The following is a 24700-nucleotide window of genomic DNA, read 5'->3' as shown; positions in this document are numbered from 1 at the left end:
GGCAGTTGCTTTCACGCCGTGCGGCGCTTTGTCATGTCGATCACCGGTGCCAAATCGGCTTCGGCGTTCTCGGTGGCGGGCCCGGTGAACTTGTCCAGACCTGGCAGCGGGCGGATTCGTGCCAGTTCGGCATCGTCGAGCGGGGAAACGCGTCCCCACCGCGCCCGGCCGCCGGCCACCTGCACCACATCGCCCTTTGCCATGCCGCGCAGCCTGTTGGGCGGGACGAGGAACTGGTCGGAGGACTGCACGTTGCCCTCGTCGCCAGTGGCGTTGCCGCCGATCAACTTGCGGCTGAGCTCGAATTTCGGCCGGGTGCCGTAGACGTTGCAGATCTGCTCGGGGTTGGTCGTGCGGCCGAGAAGCGATCCCCCCGATGCGGCCGAAACCAGGGCGGTGCGGTTGTCGTCGTCGTGGCCCAGGCCCTGCCAGGACTGTGCGACCCACCAACTGCCGATCCCGGCCTTGCGCAGGCGCTCGACCCACTTCACAGCGCGCGTTTTGCCGTCCGACACCGCCGAGAACTCGTCGACCACCATCAGGCTGGTACGGCCGTGCTGCTTGTCGGCCAGCTGCTCGAACATCGTTCCCAGCGCACCGAACTGGCTGCGGGCACGGTCAGGGGTCTTCACGCCCTCCAACACGATGTAGATGACGTCGAAGTCCGTGAGCGCCTTATCGCCGTCGAATGCCGACCCAAGCGAGCGATAGAGGTTCGCGAACTCCGCGCGCGCGGAGTTGATGACCGGCTGCTTGCCGTCGATCGTCGAGGCGATCTCCATGTCGATACCGGGCACACCAGGCCACGGGTCGACACCGGTCTGGCCGCCCCACAGCTTCGACAACACGTCCGGGTGGAACCGTGACAGGAAGTCCAGCCAGGACCGGGGCGGGTTGTGACCGATCGGGGTGGGCTCGCCGTCGATCAGCTCGACCCGCGCAGGGGCATCCACGACCAGGTGGATCAGGGTCTCGCGGATCTCGTGGAAGTACCGTTCGGTGTCGGTTGTGGGGGTCGACCCGCCCGAGATCATTGCCGACAAAATCGATCGCAGATCTGTGATGACGGCCTGCTGCTCAGCGAGGTCGAGCTGATCGAAGTCCTTGCCGGGCCACATGCCCAGCGACACGTCCTCGGGGAAAGTGCCGAACCGATCCGGACGAACACCCAACGCGGTGAACCACTTCCGCATCCGAGCAGCGACCTTGCGCGACTCCGGGCCACCGTTGCAATCGACGATGATCACCAGCGGCCGACCGGGACGATCCGCACGCCACCACTGCCGGTGACGGGTCCAGGTCGTCACAAACCACGACACGAGCACTCGCAGCATCAGCGTGGTCTTGCCCGAACCGCTCGACGCGACGGTCGTCATGTGCTCGGCCACGTTGATCCAGGGCAGGATCAGTCGGGTTTCGTTGCGCCCGAACATGGTTCGCAACAGCGTGGTCGGCGGGGCCTGGTCGGTTTCGGTCGCCAATCGGCCGATCACCAGCTGCGGGTTCAGCCCGCCCGAGGTGAACGGCAGGCGGCGGCGCGAGAGTCGAGCCGCGGCGCGCTGCTCGCGCTGGGCCTGAGCCCACAAAGCCCGCTCAGTACGTGCTGGCGACTTCAAGCCCACAGTGGCCAACTGCACACGACGGTTGGCGTGCGCGACGGTCGCGGTGAACCACGCCATCGGCACCAGCACCACGGCCATCCCGAGGAGACCGGCCGCGTACTGACCGTCCATGAACTGACGCGATGCTTCGGTCGCGATGGTGCCCGGCGCCAGCACATCCCACGCCCACAGCGCAGTTACGCCCGGCATCGCGAGCAGCGAACCGATCAGCCAATTGCGCAGCTTGACCGGCTTCCAAGCCAGCATGGTCGCCGGAACCAGGATCATCACTGTCATCACCAGGATTGACACCACACACACCGCGAGCAGCAGCGCACCATCAGCGATGGCGTCCACCGGGATCTCGCTGACCTTCGGCATCCATCCGATCGGGTCGCTGTCCAGTCCAATCGGCGGCATCGACGGCTCGACGTGGATCTCGGGGGCGTTGGTTGGGGTCGGCTGGGCCGACAGGACCGGCGTCGGTGCGTACGGTGCGCAATCGGCCGGGGTGATCATCGGGGTGCAGGTCATTGCGACACCGCCTTTCCGTTCTCGGTTCGGTCTGTGACCTGGGAGTTGTTGTGATCAGCGGCTCCGCCCGCGATCACCCGGAGGCCGGGTCGCAGATCGGGAGAGAGCGTCTCGACCTTCTGTGAGGCCAGGAACTCGTCGAGATCGACAAGCACCAATTTCGGGCCCTTGGTGGCGTCGAGACCCCGCGCCGCCGACCGGATAACGGCCTTCACCGCCTCGCCTCGGCAGTAGTAGGCCACCCCGGCACACTCGGCAGACTGCGCTACCCGCCACGCCTGGAACACCGAACTCTTCGCCGCTGCAATGCTTTTCGCGGTCAGCTCGACCTCGATGGCCCAAAGATCTCCAGCCGCAGTGAAGTAGCGGCCATCGTGGATATGGGGCCGTGACTCGCCCGCCTTGGTGGCGCCGACCTCGCCACGCAGCCGTCGTTCAGCGACCCACCGATCGAGATCGGTGCCTGTCAGCGCCAACCGCAGCTGAAACACAGCCTTGGTGTGAGCCGCCATCATCGGCGTCGGCACCCAGTAGCGCACGGGACGCCCGAGCAGCGCTTCTGCCGTCGACTTCGTCGGAAAGATCCACGAAGGCCCCATGACGGGCCGTGGGCGGCGGTCGCTGATCATTCCGGCAGCGGCCCACTTCGCCACGATGCGGTACGTCCGGGAACTGCTCACGCCTAGCATCTCCCCGACCACATCCATGGGGGCGCCGTACATTTCGGCCAGGATCGTCAGGCCGGTCATGTCCCGCGGTGAAAGCCGAAAGCTCATCGGTCCATCCCTTCTCTGTCGTTGTTCCTGGCGAGCGCGTCGGCCAGGGCACTGCCCGAGGTCGAATAGCTCGCGAGCGCACTGGTCGGCGCGGTCCAGGCCGGGCCCGGATCACCGGTCGGCTCGTCGAACTCGGCGCGGTCGAGTCCCCGGCGTTCCGCTGCACGCAGCTGGTGCTCACGGGTGGCCTTCGCCAGCGCGACCCTCTGCGCCTCGCTCGGTTGACGCTTCGGCGCTGCCTTCTCCACGTCGAAAAGGTGCGCGACCAGCGGTTCCTTACGACTTCCGCGCGACCGGACGATCCGGCCCGCGATGTCCTGGCCGTTCGGCCGCAAACCCTCGGCAGCGAGCTGGCGGCGAGTCCGCAAATGCTGCGGCGCGGTGCGCCATTCGTAGGTCGGGATTCCTTCGCTCATGACGGCACCCGCGTCGGCTGAACCCGCTGCACGTGCACGCAGTCGGTGCGGTTCACCTCATGCGCTCGGCAGATGTTCGGAGACTCCACGTAGGACTGCTGATCGATCCAAGCGACCGAGCAGCCGACCATTCCGACGAAAACCAGCACCATCAAGGCGAGCAACCGGAGTTCGGCGGGCAGTTGGTTCAGCGGCGCGAAAACAGTTCCGACGCCGGTAAATTCAGCACCGCCCATCGAGTTCAGCGCATGACGACCGACCTGGTCGCGGTCATGATGCTGCGGCGTGTAGCTCCCCTGCCTGCTCATCGCTCCGCACCGTCCCGCTCGGCAGTGCGTACGACCGCATCCGCGATCGCGTTGCCGAACTGCGTGACAGTCGATTCGTGCGCCGCCTGCGTCGACGTACGGACGCGCCCCGCGCATTCACGCGCACTTTCGAGACTGTTTTGCGTCTGAACTGACCACATGATCCAGGAGCCGAGATTGCGTCCAGCGAACTCGATTCCCACGCTGCTGGCGACGAACTCGCCCGTCTCACCGTCATATCCGGTCAGGTAGTGGTCGCCACTTGCACGCAGGCCAACCAGCTTGGCGTGCAAGTCCTTCGCACGCTGACGCATCGCGGCCTGGTCCTCGAACAGCTGATTCAGTTCGGCGACCAGCTCCGAGGGCTCAAAGAACGGCGCTTGGCCGTGATCGGTGCTCATCGCCGCATCCCCGCCCGTTTCGTCGAGCGCCACAGCCACACCGCACCGACGACCATCAGGACGAATCCCAGGACGTCCGGAGCGGTCAAGACCATATATCCGACGGAAATGACGGCAACCGCCGTGAGCAATGTCTTGCCACGCATCACGCGGCCCCCCTCTGCGCGCGGTGACCCAGCAGCGTCGCGAGCTTGGCTCGCGCGTGCGCGGTCATCGGTGGGGCCTGAGCAACGATCTCTTCGAGGTAGTCCGCCACCTCGGGTGCGGCGGTGACGTTCCGCGGCTTCAGCCGTGTCGGCCCGTCACTCTCGTCGATGTCCGCAGCACACAGCGCGACGTTCTTCAGTCGCGGCGAAGTCGCACCGCCAACCAGCGTCCGCTTGTTTCGGATCGGCGCGCTCATTTCGCACCGTCCTCGACGAGCGGGCGCTTGAGCGCCAGAACCTCGGCACGGTCGACCTTGATCAGACGCGGTCCGACCTGGAATGCCTGCAACAGTCCGGCTTTGGTCCAGCGACGCACGGTCGTGGGATGCACGCCACCGGCAAGCACCCCGGCGTCGCGCAGGCCGATCAGAACAGGCCCTGTCGAGCTCTCCCCTGTGTTCATCTATGCAGCTCCTTCCACGTATGCGGTTTGTGTATACACACGAGCGTATACGCAACTGCGTATACGCTCAAGCATTGCGTATACGCAAGAAGCTATAGACAGCAAAAAGCCCTGATCAGACGCCTGATCAGGGCTCTTGACACCGGGGCTATCCCCGCGCGCGGCGACTCCGCATTACTCGCGGGGCAGAACCATCCGGAAGGAAAAAGTCCGGTACCTCCCCGGAATGTACGACACGTCCGACAGCATCAGCAGCCGGTCGGCAGACGTGAGATACCGCTGCTTGACCATCAGGATGGGCTCGCCGGCCGGAACTCCCAGCCACTCTGAATGACTTTCGGGCGGCACTCGCTCCGACAATTCCTCCTCGAGGATGTCCGCCTCGGGCGGCGACTGACCGGGCAAGTGGTAGGAGTCCGAGATCGAGATCGGCCGCCCATCTTCGGATGCCCGAACCGTCTCGTGCACCAAGGCGGCACCTACGTCGATACCGAATGTGTCGGCGAGAGCTTCATCGGCAACGACCTCGGCCGACTGACGGTCGATCACCACCTCGACGCCCGCCGTCGCCTCGGTCTCGTAGGTCGTTTCGGGGCTCTCCGTCTGCCGCTCCGGAGAAAGCCGCGTGTCGTCTCGCTGCGCGAGGACCTGTGTCCCTCTCCGCTCGACCGTCGTCACCAGCCCCCACCGCCGCAGCTGGCCAACAGCCTGACGAGCAACGATCTCGGACACTCCGTTTTCACGGGCGATCTCGGCATGACTAGGTAGCCAGACGTTCGGAGGGATCACACCCTTCCGGATGTCGGCTGCGTACTTGTTCGCGATCGCCACATACTTCGGCTCCGGCATCGAGCACCCCTCTCGGTCACTGACACAGGACATCACCTGCGTATACGCAGTGAATGTACCCTCAACCGCGCGACACACCCGCGGCGCGACGGCGTTTTCGTGTCGAGACTGTCAGCGCAACCGCCAGCACTGAGCAGCGTCGTCCAGGTTCCACCATGAGACGAAGGAGTCGTCCGTGGCCTCGAGCGCCCAGCCGTCCGACAGCGCGTCGAAGAACTCGTCACAGCCGGTCTTTCCACCCTTGGGCTCGCCGATGTAAATCAGCTGGTCGCCGCCTGCGGCGACATACTGACGCAGCGTCTTAGCAGACATCTGGTCGCCCCAACCAGGCGGCCAGCACAAAAACAGGACTCGATCCCCGAAGCCCACTTGCTCCAGCTCCGGAAGGCCGGCCACCGGGTGCCATTCCGCCCGACGCCCAGGAGCGTTCGGAAATGAGGGATTCGCCGATGCGACTGGCGGCTGGGAATCGAAAGCCGCGATCTCAACACCACGGTCGGCCAACATTGCGGCCCAGTACCCGCGCCCGGCTCCCACCTCACAGATTCCTCGATCGCCCGCGACCCGCTCGATCCAGTCGAGTGTGCTCGGTGCAGGGATCGCGTACGCGTAGGTCTCCTGCAGAACTGTCTGCGCATAACCGAGCCGAGCTGTACCCGCACCACCACCCGGTATGCAGCGCCCCCCGTTCACCCCCTCGCCGACAAGCGGTTCCACGATGTCCCAGTAGGGATTCAAGCTGTCACCGCCTGACAGGAAGTGAAGCATCCGCAGATCCAGCAGCCGCTCCTGCTCGGGATCAGGCCCGCCGATCAGCTCTGCTGCGGCGTCCAGGTACTCAGCGACCTTCGGATACTCGGTCTGCAACCTCACCTCATCCGCGAGAAGCGTAGCCAGCTGGTCGCGACGATCCGGCGACAATATGAAGGCGGTCATGAAAACCATTGTGCCTTGCGGCGTTCGCGACACACCCCGATAGGCACCCAAGGCACGGCCACTCGGCAAGAACTGCGTGATGATCCAAACTACTTGGTCGCTTTGATCAAGGCTGCGGTCGCACTGACGATGGCGGCAGCAACACTGAAGGCTTGATCGCACATCGCAGCCACGTCGGAGCGGGTCCGATGCACACGTTTGAGTGAGTCTGACGCTGGCTCTTCAAGATCCAGGTCGTGAACGATTTTGTTCCTCGCCAGAAAGAACGCGTCCAAGCTCTCCAAGTCGGCATCTGTAACAGACGCGCCTGAGAGCCCGAGGGTGTTTCGAACACGCCGTTTCAGGTCACGACTTCCTTGGAAACTCGCCCTCGTTCGTTCATTCATGTAATGGGCAAGCAGACGGTCTGCCACGTCAGGTGCGATCACCGCATCGCGGAAGGTGGGAGTGACAGTTGGCTGACTCAGCTGATTCTTCAAGAACTCCTCGTACTGCTTTCGGGCGGCACTGCCAGCTTTGCTGATCAGAGTGCGGCCAGCGTCGTTCACGAGACGCTTCATCGTTGAGTCCAAACCCGCAGAGGTCAACACAACAGCAGACCGGAGAACATCTACCTCCACCCTCGACATCCGCCCTTTGGTCGTGGCGTTGGAGTTCCTTCGTGTCTCGTCGAGGACATCAACTGCCGAGAACAGGCCTTTCACGCTCGCATGGGTACGCGAAAGGATGTTGTACGCCGGTCGTACGGCCGGGGCGTGACCCCTGGGCGGGTGGGGAAGATCCGCGATGATCGACATCACCAGATGCTATGCCTTCAGAGCCAGGCGGCCACCTGAGCGGGCCCTCACCAACCCCGACCTAGCCACTCGAGCAGGTGGGGACGCTCCTGGCCAAGCACAGTATCATCCCCATGACCTGGATAAACGACTGTGTCATCCAAATAGCGGTCGAAGATTTTACCGGTCACATCCTCATACAGAGTGGAGAAGTCGACAGGATTTGTTGTCCGCCCAAGACCCCCGGGGAACAGGGAGTCACCGGTGAACAGGTGGGTGCGGCCCGCGCCGTCGGTCAGGGCAAGCGCGATCGAGCCAGGGGTGTGGCCGCGCAGGTGGATGACGGTGAGGGTGAGTTCGCCCAGGTCGATCGTCTCGCCGTCGGCGAGGAGGCGGTCGGGGGTGACGGGCAGCGGTTCGGCGTCGAGGGGGTGCGCGGCCGACGGGACGGCGAGAGCGCCTGCCACATCCGCCAGCGCCCACCAGTGGTCGGGGTGCTGGTGCGTGGTGACGATGAGCTCGACCTGCCCCTCGGCCTCCTGATTCACCAGTTCGAGGATGCGGTTCGCCTCGTTGGCGGCGTCGATCAGCAGGGTTGCCCCGGTGGCGGCGCATCGCACCAGGTAGGTGTTGTTGTTCATGGCGCCGACGGCCATCTTCACGATGCGGGCGCCGGGGACATCGCGCTGCTGAGCGTCGCCGCCGGGGGCGACCTGACCGGTGTAGCGGGCATCGACTGTGACCATGGTCCCGATGGTAGTGAGGCACGCGCCGACCTGTCGTACCCGTCTCACTCGGTCCGGGCCGTTAGATTCGACTCATGCCGCTGCCGAGGAAAAGTCCGCGCATCCGATCGGTGAGGTACGTCGGGCGGGCCCGCACGTCGTATCGACCAGCGGCGGGACAACTCTGGGGCGCAGGTCCGGGGAAGCGATTCGTCGCGAATCTGCTCGGCGCGTTCCTGCTTCTGCTGTGTGCCCCGGCGGCCGGTGCGGAGCCACCGACGCGGATGGGCCCGCAACTGGTCGACTCCGCCGACGTGCTCGGCCCGGCGGACGAACAGCGGGTGCTCGGCGCCGTCGACGCCCTCTACCGTGATCACCAGGTGAAGCTCTGGCTCGTCTATGTCAACGATTTCGGGTCCATGTCCGCCCGCGACTGGGCTGCGCGCACGGCCGAGCTCTCCGATTTCGGCGATCGCGATCTGCTGCTCGCGGTGGCCGTCGACGACCGCGGCTACTGGTTCGACGGCATCCCACCCGCGAGCATCACCGACGCCGAGGTGGAATCGCTGCTGGCCGACACGGTGGAACCCGATCTGCGCGAAGAGAAATGGGCACAGGCCGGGATCGACACCGCCGAGGGACTCGGTGCGGCGGCGCGCGGTGGTGGCGCGTCGTCGGGTGTTCTGGTGTTGACAGCACTGGCCGTGGTGGTGGCGGCCGGTCTGCTCGTTCTGGTCATGCGCCGGCGTCGCCACGCCAAGGACCGGGCGGAACTCGCGACAGCGCGCGGCATGGACCCCACCGATTCGGCTGCGCTGTCGCGTCTTTCGCTGCCGACCCTGCACGCGTTGTCGAAGGAACGCCTGGTCGAGATCGACGACGCGGTGCGGACGAGCGAGGAGGAATTGGCGCTGGCGACCGGCGAATTCGGCGAGACGGCGGTGACCCCGTTCCGAAACGCCCTGAACGCGGCCCGTGCGGCGACCGCGAAGGCGTTCGCCCTCCGTCAGCAACTCGACGACGCCGTTCCCGAGACCCCCGATCAGCAGCGCGCCCTGCTGCTGGACCTGCTGGCCACCACCGGCAAGGCCGACCGCGAACTCGACGCCCAGGTGGCCGACTTCGACGCCATGCGCGATCTGCTCATCGACGCGCCCGCCCGCCTCGACGCTCTCACCCGCACCGTCGTCGAGCTCACCGCCCGCCTGCCCGCCGCCGACACCGAACTGGCCCGGCTCGACGCGACCTATCCCCCGGCGATGCTGACCTCCGTGCGCGACAACGTGCGCATGGCCAGGGAGCGAATCACCTTCGCCCAGAACAATATCGACGCCGCCCGCGACGTACTCACGAAACCGGCCGGGCAGCAGGGTGGTGCGGTGGCGGCGATCCGCGCGGCCGAGGCCGCTCTCGGCCAGGCCCGCACGCTGCTCGACACCGTCGAGCACGCCGCGTCCGACATCCAGCAGGCCCGCGACGGATTGCCCGCCGCCCTGGACGAACTGCGCGCCGATCTGGCCGCCGCGTCCACCCTGACCGAATTCGGCGGCACCCAGCTCAGCGGCGCGATGGCCACCGCGACCACCACCCTGAACACGGTCGACGACGCCGACCCGCTCGGCGCGTTCCACGAAGTGGTCACCGCCGACGCCGACCTCGACCGAGCCATCGCCGCGGCCTCGGACCGCAAGCTCGCCGTCGAGGACCTGCGCCGCCGGCTCGACCGCACACTGCTCGACGCGACCAGCCGTATCGACGCCGCGTCGTCGTTCATCACCACGCGGCGCGGCGGTGTCGACGCCGAGGCGCGCACCCGGCTGGCGCAGGCGCAACGTCATCTCGATCAGGCGCGGCAGCAGGCAGGCGCCGATCCCGAACTGGCGTTGCGGAGCGCGCAGGCCGCCGCCGAATCGGGTGGGCGGGCCCTGCAGGAGGCGGAGGCGAGCGTACGAGCCTGGGAGACAAGACAACCCATGTCCGGAGGTGGGCAGACCGGTGCGGTGCTCGGCGGCATCCTGCTGGACGGTCTGCTGCGCGGAGCGATCAGCGGCTCGCGCGGTGGTGGGTACGGCTCACGCGGGGGTGGGTACCGGCCCGGATCGTTCGGTGGCTCGTCGGGGTCACGGCGGGTGAGCCGAGGCGGCAGATTCTGATCGTTGACTCTCACACTGTGTGAGGCCGTACACCGGAGGGCGTCATGTTCAGTATCGGAGATTTCGCCAGACACGGTCAGGTGTCGGTGCGCATGCTGCGCCACTACGACGCCGTCGGATTGTTGCGACCCGCCCGGGTCGATCCCGCCACCGGCTACCGGTTCTATTCGGCCGCGCAGCTGGCCAGGCTCAACCGAATCGTCGCGCTCAAGGGGCTCGGGTTCAGTCTCGAGCAGGTGGGCCGGATGCTCGAGCCGGGGCCACAACCCCGGGAGCTGCGCGGCATGCTCACGTTGCGCCGGGCGGAGCTGGAACAGCGGTTGGCGGCCGACCGCGCGCGGCTGACCGAGGTCGAGGCGAGACTCCGCATCATCGAGAAGGAGGGCGTCATGCCCGAGCAGGATGTTGTGATCAAGTCCGTGCCCGCCGTGCGGGTGGCCGGGTCGAGCGGGGTGGCGGCGGGTTTCGAACCCGCCCACATCAGCCCGGTGATCCAGCCGTTGTTCCAGGGGCTCAGTGATCGGCTCGCGCAGGCGGGCATCGCGATCGCCGGTCCGGCCATCGCGTATTACGAGCCCGCCGACGACGGCACCGTTCGGGTGCACGCCTGTGTGCCGGTGAACGCTGAACCCGCTGCAGTACAGGATATTTCGATCATCGACCTACCTGCCTTCGATCGGGTGGCGACGACGGTCTACCACGGGAACGTCGGCGGAATCGGTGCCGCGTGGCAGGAGCTGGGTCGCTGGGTAGAGGACAACGGGTACCGCACGGCCGCCCCGGTGCGTGAGGTGACGCTCGAATGGACACCGGATCCGAACGGGTGGGTCACCGAGTTGCAGGAACCACTGGCCGCGAGGTAGTCGAGCGTCGGAACCGCTGCTGGCAGTGATTTTCAGGCGGACGCGGCAGTATCGCCCGAGCAGGCCCAAGTCAGTTCTGCGACAACCGCTGTCAGCAGTTCGGCCGCGCGTGCACCGCCGCCGAGGCGGCCGATCGTCAGCCTGCCGAGGTAGGTGTAGACGAGGAAGGTGACCGCCGCGGCCGCACCGGTGGACGGGCGCGGGTGGGCGGAGAGGTAGACGATCTCGTAGTCGTCGAGGATGAGTCCGGTCGGTGCGCGGAACAACGGCACCGTTCCGGTGTTGGTGACGGCGATATGGCCTGCGGTCGAGTGGATTCGGGTGGGGCCGTAGTAGTCCGGGAAGTGCAGTACCGACTGTTCGACGACACCGTCGGCCAGGTCGTTGTGCAGGCTGGTGCCGATGCGGCGAGCCAGGTCGACGACATCGTCGGTGTCGTCGGTCGCGAACGCCGCGAGCCCGGACACGTTCGTCCCCGCCTCCGCTGCCACCGGTGGGTCGAGACGCCTGCGCAGGTCCACCGGGTAGACGCAGCCGACCCGCTCGCCGCCATACAACCCGCGGTATGCCCGCAGCACGGCGGCGGTGACCAACCCGTTGACGCTCACCGCGTGCGCGCGAGCCAGCTCGAGCACGCGGGCGGTCTCGGCCGGTTCCAGCTGGACGCGAGCAGGTCTGGCGAGGGCGGCGGGCTCGGCGCGCTGCGACTCGCCGGTCTCGGCCACGACGAGCGGCCGCGTCACCGCCTCCAGCCCCGACCTCGGCCCGCGTCCGATCCCCCGCTGCGCCAGCATCATCTCCAGCGACACCGGCAGATCCCGCGCCCCCGCGATGATCTTCCCGGTCTCCACATGATCGGTGTAGTACCCCCACAGCCGCGCGAACAGCTCGACGCAATGCCCGGCGTCGGCCACCCCGTGGTGCACGAACAACGTGACCCTGGCCCGATCCTCTTCGGCGAGAACGACATCCAGGTACCCGAGCTGATCGGCGGGGTCCATGGTCTCGGCGGGCACCCGCACCTCGTCGGGATCACCGAAACTCACCCACGCGCCGACGGCCTCGAAATCACCCGGCCGCAACAGGATTCCGCGTCCCTCGGAGTCCTCGACGATCCGGCACACCAGAATCGGGAACGCCCGCTGCAATGCCGCGAACGCCGCACCGAGCGCGGCGGCGTCGAGTTCCCCGTGCACCGTCACCGACCGCCCGGTGAACGTGCCGTGCCGAACGAATCGTTGTTCCGACGGGTCGAGCACCCGCACCACAGCTTCCGGTTCCCACAGCACACGGAAATCGTGAACTACCCACCCAGCCGACGCAAACCGTCAGCTACACAGTGTGATCAACGCGGCTCGACCACGATCACGTGTCCGGACATGCGAAAGCCCGCGACGTGCGCGGGCTTTCGGTGGGTCAGGCGCCGATGAGGCGCGCGGCGAGGTAGGACTCGACCTGGTCGAGGGCGATGCGCTCCTGTGCCATCGAGTCGCGCTCGCGCACCGTCACGGCCTGGTCGTCGAGGGTGTCGAAGTCGACCGTGATGCAGAACGGGGTGCCGATCTCGTCCTGACGGCGGTAGCGGCGGCCGATGGCGCCCGCGTCGTCGAAGTCGATGTTCCAGTTGCGGCGCAGCTGTGCGGCGAGGTCCTTCGCCTTGGGGGTGAGGTCGGCGTTGCGCGAGAGCGGCAGCACCGCGGCCTTGACCGGCGCCAGACGACGGTCCAGGCGCAGCACCGTGCGCACGTCGACGCCGCCCTTGGCGTTGGGGGCCTCGTCCTCGGCGTAGGCGTCGACCAGGAACGCCATCAGCGAACGCGTCAGACCGGCCGCGGGCTCGATGACGTACGGGATGTAGCGCTCGCCGGAGGCCTGATCGAAGAAGCTCAGATCGGTGCCCGAGTGCTCCGAGTGCGTCTTGAGGTCGTAGTCGGTGCGGTTGGCGATGCCCTCGAGCTCGCCCCATTCGCTGCCCTGGAAGCGGAAGCGGTACTCGATGTCGGTGGTGCCGGCCGAGTAGTGCGACAGCTTTTCCTTCGGATGCTCGTAGAGACGCAGGTTGTCCGGGTCGATGCCGAGGTCGGTGTACCAGGCCAGGCGGGTGTCGATCCAGTACTTGTGCCACTCGGCGTCTTCACCGGGCTTGACGAAGAACTCCATTTCCATCTGCTCGAACTCGCGCGTGCGGAAGATGAAGTTGCCGGGGGTGATCTCGTTGCGGAAGCTCTTGCCGATCTGCGCGATGCCGAACGGCGGCTTCTTGCGCGCGGTGGTCTCGACGTTCTTGTAGTTGACGAAGATGCCCTGCGCGGTCTCGGGGCGCAGGTAGTGCAGGCCCTCTTCGTCGTCGACCGGGCCGAGGAAGGTCTTGAGCAGGCCGGAGAAGTTCTTCGGCTCGGTCCACTTGCCGGGCTGGCCGGTCTCGGGGTCGTTGATATCGGCCAGACCGTTGGCAGGCGGGCGGCCGTGCTTCTCCTCGTAGGCTTCCAGGAGGTGGTCGGCACGGTAGCGCTTGTGCGTGTGCAGCGACTCGACCAGCGGGTCGGAAAAAGTCGCGACGTGGCCCGAGGCCTCCCAGACCTGACGGGGCAGGATCACCGAGGAGTCCAGGCCGACAACGTCTTCGCGGCTGGTGACCATGGTCCGCCACCACTGCCGCTTGATGTTCTCCTTCAGCTCCACGCCCAGCGGACCGTAGTCCCACGCCGACTTGGTGCCTCCGTAGATCTCACCGCACGGGTAGACCAGACCCCGGCGCTTGGCGAGGTTGGCAACGGTGTCCACCTTCGACTTGGGTGCCACGCGAGATTTCTCCATCCACTGCGAGTCGGTTTGTTCGGAAACCAACCTGCACGGTTTTCCGAACGCATTTGGTCCAGCGTATCGGGCCGGGTCCAGCGAGATATCAGCAGCCGACCGATGCCACGCCGCGTCACATTCGACATGCGCACACTTGCATGTCAAAATGGTATCGGTTTCCATTAAGGAGTTGGTTGATGACCACCGATGCCGCGCCTGCGCACCAGCACAGCCCGTATCAGTCCCTGCCGCCCGCGCCGGTGCCCGCGCGCACGGTACTCGAGGACGCGGGTGAGCTGCTGCGCGCCCTGGCCGCCCCGGTGCGGATCGCGATCGTGCTGCAGTTGCGCGAGTCACCGCGCTGTGTGCACGAGCTGGTCGACGCGCTCGGGGTCACCCAGCCGCTGGTCAGCCAGCATCTGCGCATTCTCAAGTCGGCGGGCGTGGTGCACGGGGAACGCTCGGGTCGCGAGGTGCTCTACGAACTCGTCGACGATCATCTGGCGCACATCGTCGTCGATGCCGTCGCCCATGCCGAGGAAGGGTGAAACCGTTGGCAGACAACCACTCCGGCAAGCAGGTCGGCGTTCGCAGCACCCGTCAGCGCAGTGCCATCTCGGCGCTGCTCGGCGATATCGACGAGTTCCGCTCGGCGCAGGAGTTGCACGACGAACTGCGCAAACGCGGTGAAGGCATCGGCCTGACCACCGTGTACCGCACCCTGCAGTCGCTGGCCGACGCGGGCATGGTCGACGTGTTGCGCACCGACTCGGGCGAGTCCGTCTACCGCCAGTGCTCGAGCGGCCACCATCACCACCTGGTGTGCAGGCAGTGCGGCAGCACCGTCGAGGTGGAGGGCCCCACCGTGGAGGCGTGGGCCGAGGCGATCGCCGGCGAGCACGGCTTCACCCAGGTGAGCCACACATTGGAGATCTTCGGCACCTGCCGCGACTGCGTGCGCGCCGCCGCCGAGAACAGCGAGTCCGCCTCCGTGTGACTCACATCACATGATGGAACCCTCGCTCCGCGTGCCCCGTCCAACCATCACAACGACGAGGCGCGGTAGCGGAGGAGGGGGATTTCGTGAGTGGATTCTTGGGGGTCGAGCCCGGGCAGCTGACGGCGATGGCGGCCACCTGGCGTCGGGAAGCCGGGGCCGTCGAGGCGCTGAGCTGGGCGGTGATGCACGAGGCGACCGGCGAGGGAAGTGACGTGCTCGCTGCGCTGCGCGGCGTACCCGATGCGGCGCGACAAGCGATGACCTCGATCGCGACCAGGTATTCGGCGCTGTCCGATCTGCTCGACAAGTTCTCGGCCGACATCGAGGCCGCCGACGGCGCGACCGCCGCCGAGATCACGAAGCTGGAGCCGCGCTGATGCGGCCGACGATCCCCCAGCTCGACACCTGGAATCTCGACGCCGTCCACCGGGCGGCCGAGGCGGCCCGCGCGAACGCCGACCTGCTGTCCACCTCGGTGGACGACTGTTCGCGCGCGCTGTCGGCGGCAGGGAGCTGGCACGGCCGGACGAAAGACGCGGCCGCGCGGCGCATCGATGAGGAAGTCGATCACGGGTACGAGGTGCGGGCGGTGCTGCTGCGCATCGCCGACGACGCCGCTGATGTGTGTCAAGGTCTGAAGCACGCGAGAACGTATGTGCTGGAACAGAAGAACCTCGCCGTGTCGCAGGGGTTCACGGTTTCGGACGACGGTGCCGTGAGCCATACGAAGCCCGAGAAAGAGGGCGCCGCAGGGGTTTTCCAACTCAACCTGCGCAGCGGGCTGGACGAGATCGAACGGCTCGACACCCTGTTCGGTGGTCGGTTGCGCGAGGCGGTGGGTGATCTGGTCGCCATCCGCGATGGTCAGCCCAGCGTTGCGCTCGCCGATGGCTCGATGCACGACCCCGACGCGGTGGTGACACGGTTGGCGGCGCTGTCGCCCGACGAGCGGGCCGCCTTCCTGGCCGGATTGAGTCCGGAAGTCCAGCGTCAGCTGGTGATTGCCGCGCCGGAGACCCTTGGCAACCTCAACGGGGTGCCGTTCGCGATGCGGGTGGAGGCGAACGAAATCAACATCCGTAACGCGCTCACCAGGGAGAAAGCAAAGCCGGTGCCGGATGCGGCCCGGGTCGGCCAGCTGGAAGCCATGCTGTCGACGATCCCGGATCCGGAGGCGCCCGTGTCGGCCGCGGCGCTGGGCATGGTGGACCGCAAGTTCGTCATGTTCAGCACCGAGGGCAACGGGCGGATGATCGAGATGCTCGGCAGCATGCGATCCGGGGTGCCCGGTGTCGGTGTCTACGTGCCTGGCACCAGCACCAATCTCAATGCGTCCGGCTCGAATCATGTCGCCACCTGGAACCTGGCCGACCGGACCGACGGGCCGATCTTCCTCTACATGGAGGGCGACTTTCCGCAAAGTCTCACCAGCCTGTCCGATGGCGCGCCGAGCCCGTCGTTCGCCGCGGAGATGGCGCCGAAGCTGGTCGAGTTCGGTCGGGAAGTGGATCGGGAGGTGAGCGGCCACGCGCCGGGCACGCCCGTGACGTACGTCGGTCATTCCTACGGCGGGTCGGTGGTTGGTTCCGCCGAGCAACTCGGGCTGCGGGCCGATCGGATCCTGCACGCGTCGTCGGCGGGAACCGGTGTGTTCGAAGGTGGGTGGAACAACCCGAATCCCGATGTCCAGCGCTATTCGATGACCGCGCCCGGCGACCTCATCGGCGTTGTCCAGTCCTACCCGGATGCCGGGCTCAGCCTCCCCGGCCTGCGCCTGCCCGGCAACCCGCACGCCTCCGACGTCCTCGGCGGCGACCCCGACGAGGTTCCCGGCGTGATCCGGCTCGACACCGGCTACTACGGCGACAGCTCGTCGCGTGCGGGTGAGGTCGTGTTCGGTACCGACGGCCACGGCAAGTACTGGGACGATCCCGGATCGACCGCCTTCGGCAATATCGTCGGCGTCATCGCGGGAACGGACGCGAGGGCCTATGTGGAGCGTGGCATCGAAACCCCCTGGGTCGATGTGGGTCTCGGCGACAACGGCAACGGCGGCAAGGAAGCGTTCGACGCCGGTCGCGCCGCCACCGCGCAGGCCGTCCTCGATATCGAGAACCCGTATGCCGACCCGCGAGTGACCGACAATCCGCAACTCGGCGCCCGGATCGAGATCCGATGAGACTCATTGCCGTACTGGCCGTTTCGCTGGTGCTCGCGGGGTGCTCGCTGGTCGAAGAACACGGTCCGACCAATGAGGACATCACGCGGCGCTCGGGGCTGACCGTTGCCCAGAGCAAGCCGATTGTGGCCGACAACTTCGAGCTGATCTGGCCGGAGGAGCTGTCCATCGACCCGGCGGCGGTCGACACGAGCACCGGGTGCCGCAGCAGGATGGACTCGATCAACATGGAGGGCCCGCCCTGGCGCCCCCGATATCAGCGGGAGCAGGTCGACCCGTCGCAGGAGTTCATCGACCGGGCGATGGCCAATCTCGAGGCGATGACCGCACGCGGGTTCACCCTCGTGCCGAGTCAGAACCCCGATGCGGACCCGGTGAGCAGGTACTACCGGGACGCGCGCGGGTTCTCGGTGTCGTCGTCGCGCAGCCGGGTGGGACCCGACAAACAGGAGGTGCGCTTCACCATGGCGTCCACCTCACCGTGCGCGGCCGAGTGAGACTTCGGGGTGTCGCAGTGGAGACAACAGTGGCTACGATCGCGGGAACGTCGTGCACGGTACCGGTTCTGCGGGAGGGATGACAGACATGGCAGTTCGACGGGGTACGGGCATGGTCGGGGTTGTGGCGGCGGTGGGGTTCGTCGTCGCCGGGTGCGGGAGTGAGCAAGGGGCGGCCACTCCGCAGCCGAGTCAGGTGAGTGTGGCGGCCAGTCCTACCTCGGTGGATGCCGAGGCGAAGGTGTGGGATCCGTGTTCGCTGCCGGATTCGGCGGTCGGTGGGGTGGGGTTGAATGTGGGGAGTAAGAAGAAGGATGTTGCGGGGGTGGATTTTTCGGGGTGGAAGGTGTGCAGTTGGAGCGATTCCGCCAAGCAGTACACGTTCTCAGTGATGTCGTCGGAGCACACCCTCGCTGAGTCCAGGCAGCGCACCGATGAGTACACCGGATGGACCGAGCTCCAGGTCGGCGCTCACCAAGCTCTCGAGTTCCGGCCCATCGGCTCGGCCAACGACGTTGCCTGCTACGTCAGCGTAGAAGTACCGAATGGTTCAGTCGATTTCAAAGTGCAGAACCGCGTCAGCGCAGTGGGAGCGCCAGAACCGTGTGGCGAAGCTCGGCGCTTGAGCACCGCGTTGGTCGACTATCTTCCCTCGAGCTGACAGGAGGCACGCATGGTTCTCGGTATAGACCCGAATCAATGGAGTCAGCTCCGCAGTTCGGCAGAAGCTGGCGAGCTGTCGCTCGATCCGGAAGTCGGCAAAGGCCTAGATCGCGCATGTGATTACCATCTCGATCGCCTCGAGGAAATCTACGAAACGATCGAAAGCGTCAGGAGGGTCTCAGGCTTCGGCACCTTCGACTCCAGCGAGGTACTGGCGAAGAAATTCTCGCTGACCGCATCCGGCGGCGACCGAGCACTGGACACTGTGCTCAGACAACACATCGAAGTCGTCCAGACCGCGAAAGAGGTTGTCGCCAAGGCGATCGCGAATTTCGTCGCCCAGGACCAGGCGGCCGGCGACCAGATCTCCGCGACGGGAGAACACCTGTGACCTACGAGGACTACAAGAGCAGGGTGATCGCCGCGCAGGAACAGTGGAACATCGAACGGTCGAAGATCTACGCCAGCTATGCCGACGGCAACTACGCCACCATTTTCGATGGTGACCTGCAGCCGCCGCACATCACCACCCCCGACAATTACGACAGCATGTCGCTTGAACAGATGCAGGCCGCGGTCGCCGCGATGAAGCCCCGCCTGGTCGACGAGGCCGTGACGGCCTGGGCGAATATCGGCATGAATCTGATGGGTACCTTCCTGAAGTTCAATCAGGAGTTCTCCCGCACCGTCACCGGCGCCAACGGGCGCGGCGGGTGGACCGGTGCGGCGGCGTCGGCGGCGGTCGCGGCGGTGAACAACTACTCGGAACGGTCGATCCCGCTGTCGCAGGCGGCGACCGCGATCAGCTGGAAGCTCACCGAGATGCGCACCGGCATCGAGCAGACGCAGGCATTGATGCCGGGGCTCACCGAGCGCGAGAATGTCACCGGTAAGACGTTGCCTGCCGAGGGGGTGATGAAAGTCGACGATCACAATCGCGAGGAAGCCACGCAGGAGGCGCGCAGGATTCTGCGCACCGTCTACAGCCAGGTGGCGGGGCAGGCCGATGTCGGGGTGCCATTCCTGCCGACCGCACCGGTCATCGCAGGCGACGGCGGTGGGCCCGGTGGTCCCGGTGCTGGCGGTGGTGGTTCGAATACCGTTGATACTCCCGGAGATTCGGCAGGCGACAGCCCTGAGGACACCGGCGCAGGCGACGACCCGGTGACTACCGAGAACCCGAATTCCGATCCTGCGGCCACCACACCGCAAGCCACCGACCAGAGCTCGACCACCGCGCAGAGTTCCACGGCGACACCGCAATCCAGCACGCCGTCCACTTCGGCCCCGTCCACCGGATCGCCGACGGCGACCGGGCCCGGCGTGACCGCTCCCGGAGCGACCGTGCCCGGCGGCGGGAGCAACGGTGCCCGAGGTGGCGGCAGCAGCGCCGGCCGTGGCGGCGGCTCGGCAGCAGGCGGTCCCGCATCACCGGGCAAGTCGAGCCCCGGCAACCACTCCCCTGCCGCAGCCGCTGCCACCGGTTCACGGGCGGGCGCGGCGGGCGGAGGCGGTCGCGGCGCACCCGGGATGGGTGCCATGGGCGCGCCCGGCGCCAGGGGCGGCGGCTCGGACGAGGAGCGGACCAAAGGCATTCCCGATTACCTGATCAACCAGGACAACGGCGACCTGCTGATCGGAACCGACGGAATCAAAACCGTGCCCCCAGTGATCGGCGGAGACCACGACAGTGCACCGAGTTGAGTTCACCGGCATCGAATTCGAGATCCTCTGGTCCGGTTACGGCCGCGACCGCCTCCCCTACCCACTCCAGTACCGCACCGACATCGCCGATTTCGACGAACTGAAACGCCACCGTGAAGCAGCCGTGGAGAAGCTGCTCGCCAAATACGATCCGGCGATCGAACAGGCCATCGACGTGCTGCTCGTACCCGATGCCAGGGTCGAGTCCAAAGGCTATGTCGGCCAGGACGTCTCGAACGTCATCCGATTCCACGGCGCCATCCGCGGCCGGGCCGGTGCCACCCTCGCCCAGGCGCCGGGGACCGCCGAGGACACCGGCAGCGATGTCGTTCTCACCTGTTGCACCGCGGATCAGGTCGCTGCCCTGACCGTCGCGGCCCTTCCCCGTACCAAGCCCGGCACCAAACCGCCCGTCGAGGTGCGTCGCGAACGTCTCGCCGAGGAAGAGGAACACTTCGAATACCGCGCGGGACGCCTGAGTTCCCTGGAACAACTCAACCGGATCTTCAACCGCCCCCGCCACGCCGTCGGCGAGATCTCCGCCCTCGCGGGCCCCGCCCTCGACTCCCGCCCCACCCCCGCCCGCAGCTTCTGGTGGATGGACTACCCCGACGGCCGCTACTACGTCAAAACCGGCGACCCCATCATCGCCGAACCCCTCCCCACCTCACGAATGATCGCCGGCATCCACCGCATGCTCACCCGAGCCCAGCGCTACCACCAGGAATTCGGCCCCAACCCCTGAATTCTCTACCGCTGAGGCGGCATCCCCTGCGGCGGATATCCGGGCTGCTGCGGGTAACCCTGCCGCACAGCATTCGGATTCCCCGGGTACTGCTGATACCCGGGCTGAGGCTGATACATCCCCTGCTGCGGGTACGCCCCCTGCTGCGGAAACTGCTGCCCCATCGGCGGAACCTGCCCCGGGTAATACGGCGGCATCTCACCACGGACAGGCGGCCGTCGAGACCCCGACGACACCTTCACGATCACAAGAATGATCCCCCCGAAAACCAGCGCGAACGCAATCAAACTACCCAATGCTTCGAACATGCCCGCATCCTCTCACACTCGAGCGGGACACCCTCAATTCCCGAAAGTCGTTCACCCAGAACATCTTCAACTGGCAATCAAGTCACGATGAACCAATCAGAACGCGGTCTGCGAAGCGACAACCTCACCACTACAGCTCGCTCTTTCCAGCCACCACCCGAAATCACGGCGCTTCGTCGATGCGACCACCTGGCACCAAACCGCTTCTGGTCTCTGCCAGGTCCCTTCTGGCTCCCGGCCTGCGGACTTCCTTCCGAGATACTCGGGTACGAGCGGTTTCCGAACAGCGCCTACGGGTTCTTCGCGTAAGGAAGCTTGATGCCGGCCTCCTTCATCATCACTTCGTAGGAGGCCTGCATCGCCGCGAACTCGGTGAGCAGTTCGCTTGCCGCAGACCGGGCCTCCTCGATATCTGCCGTCTCCAGAAGTTCCCCGACCTCTCGAAGGTCTGAGACCAATATGCTCAAAGTGTCCCCTTGGATCAGCAACCCCGGAAACCGACGGCCGGCCGACCTGATCAACGAATAGTTGCCCTGGGTGCCGAGAAAGTCCGCCGAGCCGTCCATGAGGCCTCCATGAAGAGAAGTCGCCTGTATGCCAGGCGAGCCGAAACGTGTACTACTGGCGCCCCGGCGTCGCCACCTCGCGCTCCGCGAGAAACATACCCGGTTGTGGAGGGCCGGAGGTCGACTCGTCGTGCAGCGATTACACTCTCTATTCGCTTCATATTTTGCAGCGAATAGGCGTAGAATCGCCGCATGGCAGGCAGTACGTACATCTGGGAGGCGGCGGATTGGCCCCGCCTCACGTACGACGCTGCACTGCTGGCCAAGCCGACAGCGGCCGTCGCGCTCGCTCAAGGTCGCCTGCACGGTCGCCTCGCGGAGACCGACGGCCTGACACAGGAACGTGCTGGACTCGAGGCCCTCACCGCCGACGTCGTGAAGTCGAGCGCCATCGAGGGCGAGTTACTCGATGCGGTGTCGGTTCGGTCGTCCATCGCACGCAGACTCGGTGTGGACATCGGTGCCGCCACCCTGTCGGACCGGAAGGTCGACGGTGTCGTCGACATGATCCTCGATGCCACTCGCCACTACGAACAACCCGTGACCGCCGAGCGACTGTTCGGCTGGCACGCGGGGCTCTTCCCCACCGGATATTCGGGTATTTCACGGATCCGCGTCGGCGACTGGCGTACCGACGAAACCGGCCCGATGGAGGTGATCTCTGGACCGTACGGCAAACAGCGCGTCCACTTCGAAGCGCCACCGGCCACGCGCATCGATACCGATATGCGCCGATTCCTGGAATGGCTCGACGCGGACACAGCCGAACCCGCGATCCTGAAAGCCGGACTCGCGCACCTGTGGTTCGTGACCATCCACCCGTTCGATGATGGAAACGGCCGAATCGCCCGTGCCATAGGCGACCTCGCCCTCGCCAGGTCCGAATCCAGCCCCCGCCGCTTCTACAGTCTCTCGGCCCAGATCCAGCGCGACCGCAAGAACTACTACTCCGTCCTCGAAAAGACCCAGCGCGGAAGCCTCGACGTGACCGGCTGGCTCTCGTGGTTTCTCGATGCCCTCCACCAGTCGATCATTCAGGCGGACAAAACAATCGACGCCGCGCTCGCGAAGGCCACCTTCTGGCGCACATGGCACAGCACCCCGCTGAACGTCCGTCAGATCGCCATGCTCAACCGCATACTCGACGGTTTCGACGGGAAACTCACCTCCCGTAAATGGGCGATCATCACCAAGACTTCCCAAGCCTCCGCCCTGCGCGACATCAACGAACTCATCGACTACGGGATCCTGCATCGCTCCCCGTCGAGCGGCCGAAGCACCTCATACGAACTCTCTTAGCCGGACCGGCTCCGCCGTACGGTCACACGGGGATGGATCGCCACCGGCGAATTGGTGCAACGCTGCGAAAAGCTTCACGGAGACGTGCATGATTCACCGACAATTTCCTTCAGCCGATTTACTGCTGATCGCCAGGGCACTCCACACACCTACACCAAAGATGCTCCACGCGAAAGGTCTTCGCGCGGAGCATCTTTGGTGAATGGTCAGGCGGGGACGGGTTGGCGGGCTTCGGTGGGGTGGGGCTGGCGGGTGCGGAGGGCGCCCAGGCCGAGGAGGGCGATTCCGGCGATGGCCCAGGTGAGGAGGATGGTGAGGGGGAAGGTGGCTCCCGCACCGTCGAAGTAGGCGGTCGAGCGCATCAGGGTGGCGGCGGCGCCGGGTGGGAAGAGTTGGCCGAGGGTGCCCCAGGGCTGCGGGAGGAGTTCGGGGGCGGAGGTGGCGGCGGAGAAGGGGTTGCCGATGAGGAGCATGAGGAGGGCGCCGAGGCCGATGCCCGCACGGCCGATGGTGGCGGCCAGGCCGACGATGGTCGCGGCTACCGCGAAGGAGGCCAGGGCGGCGATGGCGGCGAGGGCCAGGTAGGAGCCGGGGACGATCGAGAGCCAGGTGTGGAAGATCAGGGCGCTGAGGAGGCCGCCGACGATGCCGAAGGTGGCCAGGCCTGCCAGGCGGGCGCCGAGCGTGGAGACCGCCAGGGTGAGCAGGACGCCCGCGGCGATGCCGGACATGACCAGCGGGAGCACCATCGCGCCGAAGCCCGCGCCGCGTGGGTCGTCGGGGTCCGAGGCGATCACGTCTTCGACCGGGACGGAAGTGGCGCCGCCGAACTGCTGGGCGAGCGCGGTGAGCTGCTGGGCGACAGCCGGTGACGCGGCGGAGGCCACGAGCACCTGGGGTGCGCCGCCACCGGTGACGATCGCGCCGTAGACCTCACGGTCGGCGAGGGCGGCGCGGGCGGCGTCCGCGTCGGCGAGGTTGGTGATCTCGAACGCGTCGGGGCTGCGCTGCTGCAACTGCTGGCCGACCTGTGCGGCCTGTGGGCCGGCGACGGCGATCGGGAGGTCGCGAGGGGCGAGGTTGACCGCGGGCCAGGCGAACGCGATCAGCATCAGAGCCTGCAGCAGGGTGGCCGCGAGCCCGATACCGACTGCTCGGCGGGTGATCGTCATGGCATTTCTCCCTAAAAGCGAATGTTCGTTCTTTTTGCTGACTCAACGATGACACCGCCCACGCTCGCTTGTCAAGAACGAGTATTCGTTTTACTTTTAGGCATGCCCAGAGTCAGCGAAGAACACCTGGAACGCCGCAGGCAGCAGATCCTCGACGCCGCGCAACTGTGCTTCGCCCGCAAGGGCTTCCACGAGACATCCATGCAGGACGTTTTCACCGAATCGGGCATGTCGGCGGGCGCTGTCTACCGGTATTTCGCCAGCAAGGACCAGATCATCTGGGCGCTCGTCGCACGCACCCTCGGGCCCTTGCGCGAGCTGCTGGCCAACAAGATCAGGGCAGAGGAACCGCCGACCCCGGCCGAGGTGGTTCGCATGCTCACCGGCGAGATCGTCGCGCGCAGCGGCCCGGACGGACCGCTGCGGCTCGCACCGCAGGTGTGGGCGCTGGCGATGGTCCAGCCCGATGCGGCCGCGATCCCGGTGCGCGAGTCGATCGCGGGGATGCGGGAATTGTGGGTCGAGTACGCGACCAGGATGCGTGAGCTCGGCTGGGTCCCGGCCGACACCGATGTCGACGCCCTCGCCAAGACACTGATCGGCCTCCTACCGGGTTTCATCCTCCAGCATCTGCTGCTCGACGACGTGACGCCGGAGGATTTCGCGCGCGGCGTCGACGTGATGCTTCCCGGGCCGCGGCCGTAGCTGTTGTCGCGAACCTCACTGTTGAGACCGGCACGTTCGGGGTAGGTTCGGTGGCGGCACCGGAGGGGGTCCCGTGCGCCGGACATCGCCGATATCGATCCGACCAGGGAGTTTCC

Annotated in this window: 29 protein-coding genes; 13 read left to right on the top strand and 16 right to left on the bottom strand. The window is 66.4% G+C overall.

What is annotated here, in order from left to right; all coding sequences use genetic code 11:
• Nucleotides 1-11: 11 nt before the first annotated feature.
• From NI2_RS05745 to NI2_RS05700, 11 genes are all read right to left on the bottom strand, one after another.
• Nucleotides 12-2135, bottom strand: a complete 2124-nt coding sequence (locus NI2_RS05745; protein ID WP_067486824.1) for a type IV secretory system conjugative DNA transfer family protein — start codon at nucleotides 2133-2135, stop codon at nucleotides 12-14.
• On the bottom strand, nucleotides 2132-2884 hold the full coding sequence (locus NI2_RS05740) for a hypothetical protein (RefSeq protein ID WP_067486821.1): 753 nt from the start codon (nucleotides 2882-2884) through the stop codon (nucleotides 2132-2134). The genes NI2_RS05745 and NI2_RS05740 overlap by 4 nt, the downstream gene beginning before the upstream one ends.
• A 23-nt stretch (nucleotides 2885-2907) precedes the next feature.
• Complete coding sequence (locus tag NI2_RS05735; RefSeq protein ID WP_067486818.1) at nucleotides 2908-3327, bottom strand: RRQRL motif-containing zinc-binding protein; 420 nt, start codon at nucleotides 3325-3327, stop codon at nucleotides 2908-2910.
• On the bottom strand, nucleotides 3324-3635 hold the full coding sequence (locus NI2_RS05730) for a hypothetical protein (protein ID WP_067486815.1): 312 nt from the start codon (nucleotides 3633-3635) through the stop codon (nucleotides 3324-3326). Before NI2_RS05730 ends, NI2_RS05735 begins: the two co-directional genes overlap by 4 nt.
• A complete protein-coding gene (locus NI2_RS05725) occupies nucleotides 3632-4069 on the bottom strand; it encodes a hypothetical protein (RefSeq protein WP_067486802.1) in 438 nt (145 codons plus the stop codon). The genes NI2_RS05730 and NI2_RS05725 overlap by 4 nt, the downstream gene beginning before the upstream one ends.
• A gap of 112 nt (nucleotides 4070-4181) precedes the next feature.
• Nucleotides 4182-4439 carry a hypothetical protein gene (locus tag NI2_RS05720; RefSeq protein WP_067486799.1) on the bottom strand — a complete coding sequence of 86 codons (258 nt, stop codon included), beginning with the start codon at nucleotides 4437-4439 and terminating at the stop codon, nucleotides 4182-4184.
• Nucleotides 4436-4645 carry a helix-turn-helix domain-containing protein gene (locus tag NI2_RS33590; RefSeq protein WP_208115351.1) on the bottom strand — a complete coding sequence of 70 codons (210 nt, stop codon included), beginning with the start codon at nucleotides 4643-4645 and terminating at the stop codon, nucleotides 4436-4438. The genes NI2_RS05720 and NI2_RS33590 overlap by 4 nt, the downstream gene beginning before the upstream one ends.
• Before the next feature lie 174 nt (nucleotides 4646-4819).
• The gene (locus tag NI2_RS05715) at nucleotides 4820-5494 is read right to left on the bottom strand and encodes a GntR family transcriptional regulator (RefSeq protein WP_166655773.1); all 675 of its coding nucleotides are present in this window, start codon (nucleotides 5492-5494) and stop codon (nucleotides 4820-4822) included.
• Between the two features lie 111 nt (nucleotides 5495-5605).
• Nucleotides 5606-6430, bottom strand: coding sequence for a hypothetical protein (locus NI2_RS05710; RefSeq protein ID WP_067487131.1), 825 nt, complete (start codon nucleotides 6428-6430; stop codon nucleotides 5606-5608).
• 89 nt (nucleotides 6431-6519) lie between these two features.
• Nucleotides 6520-7227: a hypothetical protein gene (locus tag NI2_RS05705; protein WP_133734039.1), complete on the bottom strand. Its 708-nt coding sequence runs from the start codon at nucleotides 7225-7227 to the stop codon at nucleotides 6520-6522.
• Nucleotides 7228-7274: 47 nt separating this feature from the next.
• Complete coding sequence (locus NI2_RS05700) at nucleotides 7275-7952, bottom strand: MBL fold metallo-hydrolase (protein WP_067486790.1); 678 nt, start codon at nucleotides 7950-7952, stop codon at nucleotides 7275-7277.
• Nucleotides 7953-8062: 110 nt separating this feature from the next.
• On the opposite strand from NI2_RS05700, the gene NI2_RS05695 reads away from it, so the two are divergent.
• Both NI2_RS05695 and NI2_RS05690 read left to right on the top strand, forming a co-directional pair.
• A complete protein-coding gene (locus NI2_RS05695) occupies nucleotides 8063-10084 on the top strand; it encodes a TPM domain-containing protein (RefSeq protein ID WP_255283998.1) in 2022 nt (673 codons plus the stop codon).
• Between the two features lie 44 nt (nucleotides 10085-10128).
• On the top strand, nucleotides 10129-10947 hold the full coding sequence (locus tag NI2_RS05690) for a MerR family transcriptional regulator (RefSeq protein ID WP_067486787.1): 819 nt from the start codon (nucleotides 10129-10131) through the stop codon (nucleotides 10945-10947).
• Between the two features lie 32 nt (nucleotides 10948-10979).
• On the opposite strand, the gene NI2_RS05685 is transcribed toward NI2_RS05690, so the two are convergent.
• Nucleotides 10980-12236, bottom strand: a complete 1257-nt coding sequence (locus NI2_RS05685) for a phthiocerol/phthiodiolone dimycocerosyl transferase family protein (RefSeq protein WP_084475950.1) — start codon at nucleotides 12234-12236, stop codon at nucleotides 10980-10982.
• A gap of 127 nt (nucleotides 12237-12363) precedes the next feature.
• Nucleotides 12364-13764: a glycine--tRNA ligase gene (locus NI2_RS05680; protein WP_371851938.1), complete on the bottom strand. Its 1401-nt coding sequence runs from the start codon at nucleotides 13762-13764 to the stop codon at nucleotides 12364-12366.
• A gap of 179 nt (nucleotides 13765-13943) precedes the next feature.
• Here NI2_RS05680 and NI2_RS05675 point away from each other — a divergent pair, with 179 nt between their 5' ends.
• The 9 genes from NI2_RS05675 (at nucleotide 13944) to NI2_RS05635 (ending at nucleotide 20534) form a co-directional block, all read left to right on the top strand.
• Nucleotides 13944-14294 carry an ArsR/SmtB family transcription factor gene (locus tag NI2_RS05675; RefSeq protein WP_067486782.1) on the top strand — a complete coding sequence of 117 codons (351 nt, stop codon included), beginning with the start codon at nucleotides 13944-13946 and terminating at the stop codon, nucleotides 14292-14294.
• A gap of 5 nt (nucleotides 14295-14299) precedes the next feature.
• Nucleotides 14300-14743, top strand: coding sequence for a Fur family transcriptional regulator (locus NI2_RS05670; protein ID WP_067487122.1), 444 nt, complete (start codon nucleotides 14300-14302; stop codon nucleotides 14741-14743).
• A gap of 86 nt (nucleotides 14744-14829) precedes the next feature.
• On the top strand, nucleotides 14830-15123 hold the full coding sequence (locus NI2_RS05665) for a hypothetical protein (protein WP_243749919.1): 294 nt from the start codon (nucleotides 14830-14832) through the stop codon (nucleotides 15121-15123).
• On the top strand, nucleotides 15123-16925 hold the full coding sequence (locus NI2_RS05660) for an alpha/beta hydrolase (protein WP_067486776.1): 1803 nt from the start codon (nucleotides 15123-15125) through the stop codon (nucleotides 16923-16925). The genes NI2_RS05665 and NI2_RS05660 overlap by 1 nt, the downstream gene beginning before the upstream one ends.
• Nucleotides 16922-17422 (top strand): hypothetical protein, encoded by a 501-nt coding sequence (locus NI2_RS05655; protein ID WP_067486774.1) that lies wholly within the window; start codon nucleotides 16922-16924, stop codon nucleotides 17420-17422. Before NI2_RS05660 ends, NI2_RS05655 begins: the two co-directional genes overlap by 4 nt.
• 88 nt (nucleotides 17423-17510) lie before the next feature.
• Nucleotides 17511-18083 carry a DUF3558 domain-containing protein gene (locus tag NI2_RS05650; protein ID WP_243749918.1) on the top strand — a complete coding sequence of 191 codons (573 nt, stop codon included), beginning with the start codon at nucleotides 17511-17513 and terminating at the stop codon, nucleotides 18081-18083.
• Nucleotides 18084-18095: 12 nt separating this feature from the next.
• Complete coding sequence (locus NI2_RS05645) at nucleotides 18096-18476, top strand: hypothetical protein (protein WP_067486768.1); 381 nt, start codon at nucleotides 18096-18098, stop codon at nucleotides 18474-18476.
• Nucleotides 18473-19789, top strand: coding sequence for a hypothetical protein (locus NI2_RS05640; RefSeq protein ID WP_067486765.1), 1317 nt, complete (start codon nucleotides 18473-18475; stop codon nucleotides 19787-19789). The genes NI2_RS05645 and NI2_RS05640 overlap by 4 nt, the downstream gene beginning before the upstream one ends.
• Nucleotides 19776-20534 (top strand): ESX secretion-associated protein EspG, encoded by a 759-nt coding sequence (locus NI2_RS05635; RefSeq protein ID WP_067486762.1) that lies wholly within the window; start codon nucleotides 19776-19778, stop codon nucleotides 20532-20534. The genes NI2_RS05640 and NI2_RS05635 overlap by 14 nt, the downstream gene beginning before the upstream one ends.
• A gap of 5 nt (nucleotides 20535-20539) precedes the next feature.
• Here NI2_RS05635 and NI2_RS05630 read toward each other — a convergent pair whose 3' ends face one another.
• Both NI2_RS05630 and NI2_RS05625 read right to left on the bottom strand, forming a co-directional pair.
• Nucleotides 20540-20842 carry a hypothetical protein gene (locus NI2_RS05630; protein WP_067486758.1) on the bottom strand — a complete coding sequence of 101 codons (303 nt, stop codon included), beginning with the start codon at nucleotides 20840-20842 and terminating at the stop codon, nucleotides 20540-20542.
• A gap of 290 nt (nucleotides 20843-21132) precedes the next feature.
• Nucleotides 21133-21408 carry a DUF6959 family protein gene (locus NI2_RS05625; RefSeq protein WP_067486755.1) on the bottom strand — a complete coding sequence of 92 codons (276 nt, stop codon included), beginning with the start codon at nucleotides 21406-21408 and terminating at the stop codon, nucleotides 21133-21135.
• 192 nt (nucleotides 21409-21600) lie between these two features.
• Between NI2_RS05625 and NI2_RS05620 the strand changes: the two genes are divergently transcribed.
• Nucleotides 21601-22707 carry a Fic family protein gene (locus NI2_RS05620; RefSeq protein WP_067486752.1) on the top strand — a complete coding sequence of 369 codons (1107 nt, stop codon included), beginning with the start codon at nucleotides 21601-21603 and terminating at the stop codon, nucleotides 22705-22707.
• Between the two features lie 206 nt (nucleotides 22708-22913).
• Here NI2_RS05620 and NI2_RS05615 read toward each other — a convergent pair whose 3' ends face one another.
• Nucleotides 22914-23879, bottom strand: coding sequence for a hypothetical protein (locus NI2_RS05615; protein WP_067486750.1), 966 nt, complete (start codon nucleotides 23877-23879; stop codon nucleotides 22914-22916).
• A gap of 102 nt (nucleotides 23880-23981) precedes the next feature.
• Here NI2_RS05615 and NI2_RS05610 point away from each other — a divergent pair, with 102 nt between their 5' ends.
• Nucleotides 23982-24584: a TetR/AcrR family transcriptional regulator gene (locus NI2_RS05610; RefSeq protein ID WP_067486747.1), complete on the top strand. Its 603-nt coding sequence runs from the start codon at nucleotides 23982-23984 to the stop codon at nucleotides 24582-24584.
• Nucleotides 24585-24700: the final 116 nt, after the last annotated feature.

Origin of the sequence: Nocardia ignorata NBRC 108230 (assembly GCF_001612905.1) — a bacterium.
Classification (GTDB): domain Bacteria; phylum Actinomycetota; class Actinomycetes; order Mycobacteriales; family Mycobacteriaceae; genus Nocardia; species Nocardia ignorata.
The sequence above is the reverse complement of the archived record's forward strand: the minus strand, read 5'-3'. Positions and strand labels throughout refer to the sequence as shown.

Excerpts from the sequence above, each read along its gene's own strand:
- NI2_RS05745 (WP_067486824.1), bottom strand. The coding sequence starts at position 2,135 with ATGACCTGCACCCCGATGATCACCCCGGCCGATTGCGCACCGTACGCA.
- NI2_RS05740 (WP_067486821.1), bottom strand. The coding sequence starts at position 2,884 with ATGACCGGCCTGACGATCCTGGCCGAAATGTACGGCGCCCCCATGGAT.
- NI2_RS05735 (WP_067486818.1), bottom strand. The coding sequence starts at position 3,327 with ATGAGCGAAGGAATCCCGACCTACGAATGGCGCACCGCGCCGCAGCAT.
- NI2_RS05730 (WP_067486815.1), bottom strand. The coding sequence starts at position 3,635 with ATGAGCAGGCAGGGGAGCTACACGCCGCAGCATCATGACCGCGACCAG.
- NI2_RS05720 (WP_067486799.1), bottom strand. The coding sequence starts at position 4,439 with ATGAGCGCGCCGATCCGAAACAAGCGGACGCTGGTTGGCGGTGCGACT.
- NI2_RS33590 (WP_208115351.1), bottom strand. The coding sequence starts at position 4,645 with ATGAACACAGGGGAGAGCTCGACAGGGCCTGTTCTGATCGGCCTGCGC.
- NI2_RS05715 (WP_166655773.1), bottom strand. The coding sequence starts at position 5,494 with ATGCCGGAGCCGAAGTATGTGGCGATCGCGAACAAGTACGCAGCCGAC.
- NI2_RS05710 (WP_067487131.1), bottom strand. The coding sequence starts at position 6,430 with ATGACCGCCTTCATATTGTCGCCGGATCGTCGCGACCAGCTGGCTACG.
- NI2_RS05705 (WP_133734039.1), bottom strand. The coding sequence starts at position 7,227 with ATGTCGATCATCGCGGATCTTCCCCACCCGCCCAGGGGTCACGCCCCG.
- NI2_RS05700 (WP_067486790.1), bottom strand. The coding sequence starts at position 7,952 with ATGGTCACAGTCGATGCCCGCTACACCGGTCAGGTCGCCCCCGGCGGC.
- NI2_RS05690 (WP_067486787.1), top strand. The coding sequence starts at position 10,129 with ATGTTCAGTATCGGAGATTTCGCCAGACACGGTCAGGTGTCGGTGCGC.
- NI2_RS05680 (WP_371851938.1), bottom strand. The coding sequence starts at position 13,764 with ATGGAGAAATCTCGCGTGGCACCCAAGTCGAAGGTGGACACCGTTGCC.
- NI2_RS05675 (WP_067486782.1), top strand. The coding sequence starts at position 13,944 with ATGACCACCGATGCCGCGCCTGCGCACCAGCACAGCCCGTATCAGTCC.
- NI2_RS05660 (WP_067486776.1), top strand. The coding sequence starts at position 15,123 with ATGCGGCCGACGATCCCCCAGCTCGACACCTGGAATCTCGACGCCGTC.
- NI2_RS05655 (WP_067486774.1), top strand. The coding sequence starts at position 16,922 with ATGAGACTCATTGCCGTACTGGCCGTTTCGCTGGTGCTCGCGGGGTGC.
- NI2_RS05650 (WP_243749918.1), top strand. The coding sequence starts at position 17,511 with ATGGCAGTTCGACGGGGTACGGGCATGGTCGGGGTTGTGGCGGCGGTG.
- NI2_RS05645 (WP_067486768.1), top strand. The coding sequence starts at position 18,096 with ATGGTTCTCGGTATAGACCCGAATCAATGGAGTCAGCTCCGCAGTTCG.
- NI2_RS05630 (WP_067486758.1), bottom strand. The coding sequence starts at position 20,842 with ATGTTCGAAGCATTGGGTAGTTTGATTGCGTTCGCGCTGGTTTTCGGG.
- NI2_RS05625 (WP_067486755.1), bottom strand. The coding sequence starts at position 21,408 with ATGGACGGCTCGGCGGACTTTCTCGGCACCCAGGGCAACTATTCGTTG.
- NI2_RS05620 (WP_067486752.1), top strand. The coding sequence starts at position 21,601 with ATGGCAGGCAGTACGTACATCTGGGAGGCGGCGGATTGGCCCCGCCTC.
- NI2_RS05615 (WP_067486750.1), bottom strand. The coding sequence starts at position 23,879 with ATGACGATCACCCGCCGAGCAGTCGGTATCGGGCTCGCGGCCACCCTG.
- NI2_RS05610 (WP_067486747.1), top strand. The coding sequence starts at position 23,982 with ATGCCCAGAGTCAGCGAAGAACACCTGGAACGCCGCAGGCAGCAGATC.